General features: G+C 72.0%; 4 protein-coding genes. 2 read left to right on the plus strand and 2 right to left on the minus strand.

What is annotated here, in order from left to right:
* Positions 1 to 156: 156 nt before the first annotated feature.
* Both KCH_RS02820 and KCH_RS02825 read left to right on the plus strand, forming a co-directional pair.
* The gene (locus KCH_RS02820) at positions 157 to 600 is read left to right on the plus strand and encodes an Lrp/AsnC family transcriptional regulator (RefSeq protein WP_035858621.1); all 444 of its coding nucleotides are present in this window, start codon (positions 157 to 159) and stop codon (positions 598 to 600) included.
* 430 nt (positions 601 to 1,030) lie between these two features.
* Positions 1,031 to 3,232, plus strand: coding sequence for a M4 family metallopeptidase (locus KCH_RS02825; protein ID WP_084223152.1), 2,202 nt, complete (start codon positions 1,031 to 1,033; stop codon positions 3,230 to 3,232).
* A gap of 38 nt (positions 3,233 to 3,270) precedes the next feature.
* Here KCH_RS02825 and KCH_RS02830 read toward each other — a convergent pair whose 3' ends face one another.
* Both KCH_RS02830 and KCH_RS02835 read right to left on the minus strand, forming a co-directional pair.
* A complete protein-coding gene (locus tag KCH_RS02830; RefSeq protein ID WP_035858626.1) occupies positions 3,271 to 4,137 on the minus strand; it encodes a DMT family transporter in 867 nt (288 codons plus the stop codon).
* 82 nt (positions 4,138 to 4,219) lie between these two features.
* A complete protein-coding gene (locus tag KCH_RS02835; RefSeq protein WP_035858627.1) occupies positions 4,220 to 5,851 on the minus strand; it encodes an AMP-binding protein in 1,632 nt (543 codons plus the stop codon).
* Positions 5,852 to 6,219: the final 368 nt, after the last annotated feature.

A 6,219-nucleotide genomic window follows, 5' to 3' on the forward strand; every position in this document is an offset into this window, starting at 1 on the left:
ATCGCCCGTGCGGGGTACACGATGGCAGACCCGGCCCGCCCCGGCGACGGCCGGAGCGGCAGGACGCACGTGTCGAGCGCGCTTCACCCGGATCCCCGTGTCCTCCGCCCCACCGCGCGCGTCTTTCGTGCGCGGCGCGCACGTATCGTGCTCGGCATGGACGAGATCGACCGGCGGATACTCCGGATCCTGCGTCAGAACGGCCGGGCTCCGGTCTCCGAGATCGCGCGGCTGGTGGGCCTGTCGGCCGCTCCCTGCGCGCGCCGCATCGACCGGATGGAGCGGGAGGGCGTGATCCGCGGGTACGCCGCGATCATCGAGGACGGCCGCGCGGGCATGCTCCAGGCGTTCACCGAGGTCCGGCTGCTCGGCGCGACGGACAGCGACGAGATCCAGGGCATCGCGGAGAGCATCCCGGAGATCCAGGAGAGCCACAGCGTGGCCGGCACCTCCGACGCCTTCTTCCGGCTCCGCGTCCGCGACATGGAGCACCTGCAGCAGGTGGTGAACGCCATCCGCCGGACCGGCAAGGTCGAGGGCACCAGGACCTTCATGGTGATGCACACCTGGACCCGCCCGGTGGAGCTCCCGGGTTCCTGAGCCGGCGCCGCTGACGCGTCGACAGCACTCCTCCGCCGAACTCCCCTGCGGCGCCGGGCGGCTGCGCGTCCGGGACCGGTGCCGCGGCGACCCCGGCCCGCGTCTTTTTTGGTAATGCGGAGGTTTATCCATCGACGACGAAGCATTTCGGCCAAGTTGACGCCGCGTGGGTGACGGACAGGTGTCAAAGCTGGCACTGTACCGTCCCATCGCCGCAGAGACCCGTGCAGTCGCACGTGCACCCCCTGACGCGGCGAGCACGTCGGACACCGTTCCACCCACTCGGACCACCAGCTCTACCGGGCGGCATCACCCCTCGTCCGCCCGGCTGACTCCGGCCGCCCAAACCCGGCCGTCGCAGAAGGAGTTCAGTGTGACTCGATCCTCCCGAAAGTCCGTCACGGCGAGCGCCCTGCTCGCCGGGGCCGCGATGCTCGCGGCCGCGCTGCCGGCCGGCATCGCCTCCGCCGAGGACGCCCCTGCCGATGCCCCCGCAGAGGTGCAGGCCTTCGCCGGTGCGCTGCCGGTGGAGCTCTCGGCCTCGCAGCGCGGCGACCTGCTGGCCGCCGCGGACGCGAACCGGGCGGAGACCGCCAGGGCGCTGAGCCTGGGCTCCGAGGAGGCGCTGATCGCCAAGTCGGTCACCAAGGACGCGGACGGCAGCCTGCACACCCGCTACGAGCGGACCTTCGCCGGTCTCCCCGTGCTGGGTGGCGACCTGGTCGTCCACACCGCTCCGGACGGCTCGACGAAGGGGGTCACCAAGGCCACCGACGCGAACATCGCGGTCGACACCACGCCGAAGGAGAGCGCCGAGGCGGCGAAGGGCCTGGCCCTCGACAGCGCCGACAGCGCGAAGGTCGCCGAGCCCGCGGCCGACAACGCCCGCCAGGTGGTCTGGGCGGCGTCCGGCACCCCGCGCCTGGCGTGGGAGACCATCGTGACGGGCACTCAGGAGGACGGCACGCCGTCCGAGTTGCACGTCATCACCGACGCCAACACCGGCAAGAAGATCTTCGAGTACCAGGGGATCGAGACCGGCGTCGGCAACAGCCGGTACTCGGGCCAGGTCACCATCGGCACCTCGCCGGGGGCCTCCGGCGGCTTCGTGATGACCGACCCGAGCCGCGGCGGCCACAGCACCTACGACCTGAACGGCACCACCAGCACCAAGTCGCTGTTCACCAACCCGACCGACACCTGGGGCGACGGCACCGTCGCCAACCGGCAGACGGCCGCGGTGGACGCCGCCTACGGCGCCCAGCTCACCTGGGACTACTACAAGAACGTCCACGGCCGGAACGGCATCAAGGACGACGGCGTCGGCGCCTACACCCGCGTGCACTACAGCAAGAACTACGTGAACGCGTTCTGGGACGACAGCTGCTTCTGCATGACGTACGGCGACGGCACGAACAACGTCAACCCGCTGACCTCGATCGACGTCGGCGCGCACGAGATGACCCACGGCGTCACCTCGGCCACCGCCGACCTGATCTACAGCGGCGAGTCGGGCGGCCTGAACGAGGCCACCTCCGACATCATGGCCGCCGCCATCGAGTTCTGGGCGAACAACCCCGAGGACAAGGGCGACTACCTGGTCGGCGAGAAGATCAACATCCGGGGCGACGGCAGCCCGCTGCGCTACATGGACAAGCCCTCCAAGGACGGCAAGTCCCGCGACAGTTGGTCCGCCGACCTGGGCTCGATCGACGTGCACTACTCCTCCGGCCCGGCCAACCACCTGTTCTACCTGCTGTCCGAGGGCAGCGGCGCCAAGACCGTCAACGGCGTGAACTACGACTCGCCGACCGCCGACGGCCTGCCGGTGACCGGCATCGGCCGGGAGGCGGCCGCCAAGATCTGGTACCGCGCGCTGACCACCTACATGACCTCCTCCACCAACTACGCCGCGGCCCGCGTCGCGACCCTGCAGGCCGCCGCCGACCTGTACGGCGCGAACAGCGTGACGTACATGAACACCGCCAACGCCTGGGCCGGCATCAACGTCGGTCCGCGGTCCGTCGACGGCATCATGCTGACCCCGCCGGCCGCGCAGATCACGGCCGTCAACACGCCCGCCGAGCTGCAGATCCAGGCCACCGACATCAACCCGGGCCGGCTCACCTTCCACGCGGAGGGCCTGCCGGACGGCCTGAAGCTGCACCCGGTGACCGGCAAGGTCACCGGCACGCCGACCACCCCGGGCACCTACCAGGTCACCGTCACGGCCCAGGCCTCGCACAACAGCCGCGCCACGGCGACCTTCACCTGGAAGGTCGCGCGGGCCATCGTCGAGAACACCACCGACGTGCCGATCCCGGACAAGGGCGCGGCGATCTTCTCGGACATCACCGTCGCCGGCCTGGACGGCCAGGCCCCCGCGGACCTCAAGGTCGGCGTGGACATCAAGCACACCTGGCGCGGTGACGTCGTCCTCGACCTGGTCGGCCCCGACGGCGCGGTGTACTCGCTGAAGAAGGTCAACCTGAGCGACTCGGCGGACAACATCGTCGAGACCTACACCGTGGACGCCTCCGCGCAGCTCGCCAGCGGCACCTGGCGGCTCCGGGCGCAGGACATGTACAAGGGCGACTCGGGCTACATCGACAGCTGGAAGCTCATCTTCTGAGGGCTCCCCGGTTGAACCGGTCCGGTCGGCGAAGCCGTTCACTTCGCCGACCGGATCACCTCGTGGACGTGCGGCACGGCCCGCACCAGGGTGAGCACGCCGCCCACCACCGCGGCGACGCCGAGCAGTTCGGGCAGCAGCCACCAGCCGGTGCGGACGCTCTCGTCGAAGAGCACCACGCCGAGCAGCAGGCTCACCCCGGCGTCGCCGATGGTGAGGGCGGGCTGCGAGGCGGCCAGCGGGCCGGCCTGCAGGGCGTTCTCCAGCAGCAGGACGGCGGCGATCCCGGTGAGGGCGAAGCCGTAGGTCTGCCAGGCGGAGAGGAACGCGACCGGTCCGTGGTCGGCGAAGGTGCCGGTCGCGGACTTCAGCATGGCGGCGGTCAGCGCGTTGCCGACGGCCGCCGCGCTGCCGAGCGCGGCGGCCCGGAACAGCGGGGCGCGCCGCTGCCGGGCGGCGAGGACCGCGGCGGCCATCAGGCCGAAGCAGCCGGCCAGCACGGGCAGCCAGCGGCTCATCGGCGCGCTGTCGGTGGCCCCGGACGGCGCGGCGCTGCCGAGGAACAGCGCGAGCCCGCCGACCACCGCCCCGACGCCGGCCCAACCGGCGGCCGGGAGGCGGCGGTTGAGCAGCGGGGCGGCGATCAGCAGCGCGAACGGCAGCTCCAGCACGAACACCGGCTGGACCAGCGCCAGCGGTCCGAAGGTGAGCGCCAGGGCCTGGAACAGGGCCGCGCCGGCGACTCCGGCGATGCCGGCCAGCCAGGCGGGGTCGCGGGCCAGGGTGAGCAGGAAGCGCAGGCCGCCGCCGCTGCCGACCGCGGCGGCGGCCTTGCGCTGGAAGGCGGTTCCGGCGGCGTTGGAGGCGGCGCCGAGCACGGCGAGCAGGACGGCGAGTGCGGGCACCCCCCGATCCTCCCCGCCCGGACGCCGTCCCCCCGCGCCGACCGGCCGGAACTCCGCCGTACGGGGGTCTCCTGACGGCGGGTCAGCCGTTCAGCAGCCGGGTCGCCCGTTCGCGCATCTCGACCTTGCGGATCTTTCCGGTGACGGTCATCGGGAACTCGTCGACCACGTGCACGTAGCGCGGGATCTTGAAGTGGGCGAGCCGGCCGGCGCAGTACTCGCGCACGGCCTCGGCGGTGAGCGGGCGGGCGCCCTCGCGCATCCGCACCCAGGCCATCAGCTCCTCGCCGTACTTCTCGTCGGGGACGCCGATCACCTGGACGTCGAGCACGTCGGGGTGGGCGTACAGGAACTCCTCGATCTCCCGCGGGTAGACGTTCTCGCCGCCGCGGATCACCATGTCCTTGCTGCGGCCGGTGATGCTCAGGTAGCCGTCCTGGTCCATCACCGCGAGGTCGCCGGTGTGCATCCAGCGGTCGGCGTCGATCGCCTCCGCGGTCTGCTCCGGCTGAGCCCAGTAGCCGAGCATCACCGAGTAGCCGCGGGTGCAGAGTTCGCCGGTCTCGCCGCGCGGCACGGTCTCGCCGGTGGCCGGGTCGACGACCTTGACCTCCAGGTGCGGTCCGACCCGGCCGACGGTGGAGACCCGGCGCTCGACCGAGTCGTCGGCGCGGGTCTGGGTGGAGACCGGGGAGGTCTCCGTCATGCCGTAGCAGATGGACACCTCGGTCATGCCCATCCGGCCGATGACGTCCTTCATCACCTCGATCGGGCAGGGCGCGCCGGCCATGATGCCGGTGCGCAGGCTGCCCAGGTCGTACTGGTCGAAGCGGGGGTCGGCGAGTTCGGCGATGAACATGGTGGGCACGCCGTACAGCGAGGTGCACTGCTCGGCGGCGACCGCGGCGAGGGTGGCGGCGGCGTCGAACGCGGGCGCGGGGATCACCGTGCAGGCGCCGTGCGAGGTGGCGGCGAGGTTGCCCATCACCATACCGAAGCAGTGGTAGAACGGCACCGGGATGCAGATCCGGTCCTGCTCGGTGTAGCCGCACAACTCCCCGACGAAGTAACCGTTGTTGAGGATGTTGCGGTGCGAGAGCGTGGCGCCCTTGGGGAAGCCGGTGGTGCCGGAGGTGTACTGGATGTTGATCGGGTCCTCCGGGTCCAGCTCCCGCGCGATCTCCGCGAGCACCGCGCGGTCGCCCTGACGGCCCGTCATCAGCAGCTCGTCCCAGTCGGGGCCGTCGACCAGCACCACGTCGGCGAGTTCGGGGCAGCGCGGGCGGACCTCGGCGATCATCCCCGCGTAGTCGGAGCTCTTGAACCGGGAGGCGGCGACCAGCAGGCACACCCCGGCCTGGTTGAGCACGTACTCGAGTTCGTGCGAGCGGTAGGCGGGGTTGACGGTGACCAGGATCGCGCCGAGTTTGGCGGTGGCGTACTGGGTGAGCGTCCACTCGGCCAGGTTGGGCGCCCAGATGCCGACCCGGTCGCCGCGGCCGATCCCCTTGGCGCGCAGGCCGAGCGCCACCGCGTCGACGTCGGCGGCGAGTCGGGCGTACGTCCAGCGCCGGCCGGTGGCGCACTCGACCAGGGCCTCGCGGTCGGGGTGGGCCAGGGCGGCCCGGTCGAAGTTGCCTCCGACGGTGTCGAGCAGCAGCGGGGTGTCGGTCGGACCGGAGGAGTGGCTCGGTCGGCGCTGGGCGTGCGGCACGGGGGCCTCCTGGGCGCGGGTGGGGCGGGGGATGACGCGTGCGGACGAGTACCCATGCTGGCGACCCGCGGTGCCGTTGACCAGTCTCCAGGTGGGGGTGGCGGAGGCGGGTGACGTCGGGTCACGGCCGCGGAGCCGGGGCTGCCGTGCAGCTCCACCCGGACGAGTGATTAGGCTAGCCTGACCTAAGTAGGACGCGGGTCGTCGATCCGCCGCGTCCGCGTACCCGGGAGCACTCCATGCCGTTCGCCGCCAGCAGCCCAGCCACCGCCCGCCGCACCCCCGGCGAGGACGGCTTCGGCGGGGACGGCTCCGGGGACGGCTTCGGCGGCCGGGTCGCGCTGGTGACGGGCGCCGCGCAGGGCATC

This window comes from Kitasatospora cheerisanensis KCTC 2395, from assembly GCF_000696185.1.
Taxonomy (GTDB): domain Bacteria; phylum Actinomycetota; class Actinomycetes; order Streptomycetales; family Streptomycetaceae; genus Kitasatospora; species Kitasatospora cheerisanensis.

Coding starts and splice junctions, on each gene's coding strand:
- KCH_RS02825 (WP_084223152.1), top strand. CDS start 1,031: ATGCTCGCGGCCGCGCTGCCGGCCGGCATCGCCTCCGCCGAGGACGCC.
- KCH_RS02820 (WP_035858621.1), top strand. CDS start 157: ATGGACGAGATCGACCGGCGGATACTCCGGATCCTGCGTCAGAACGGC.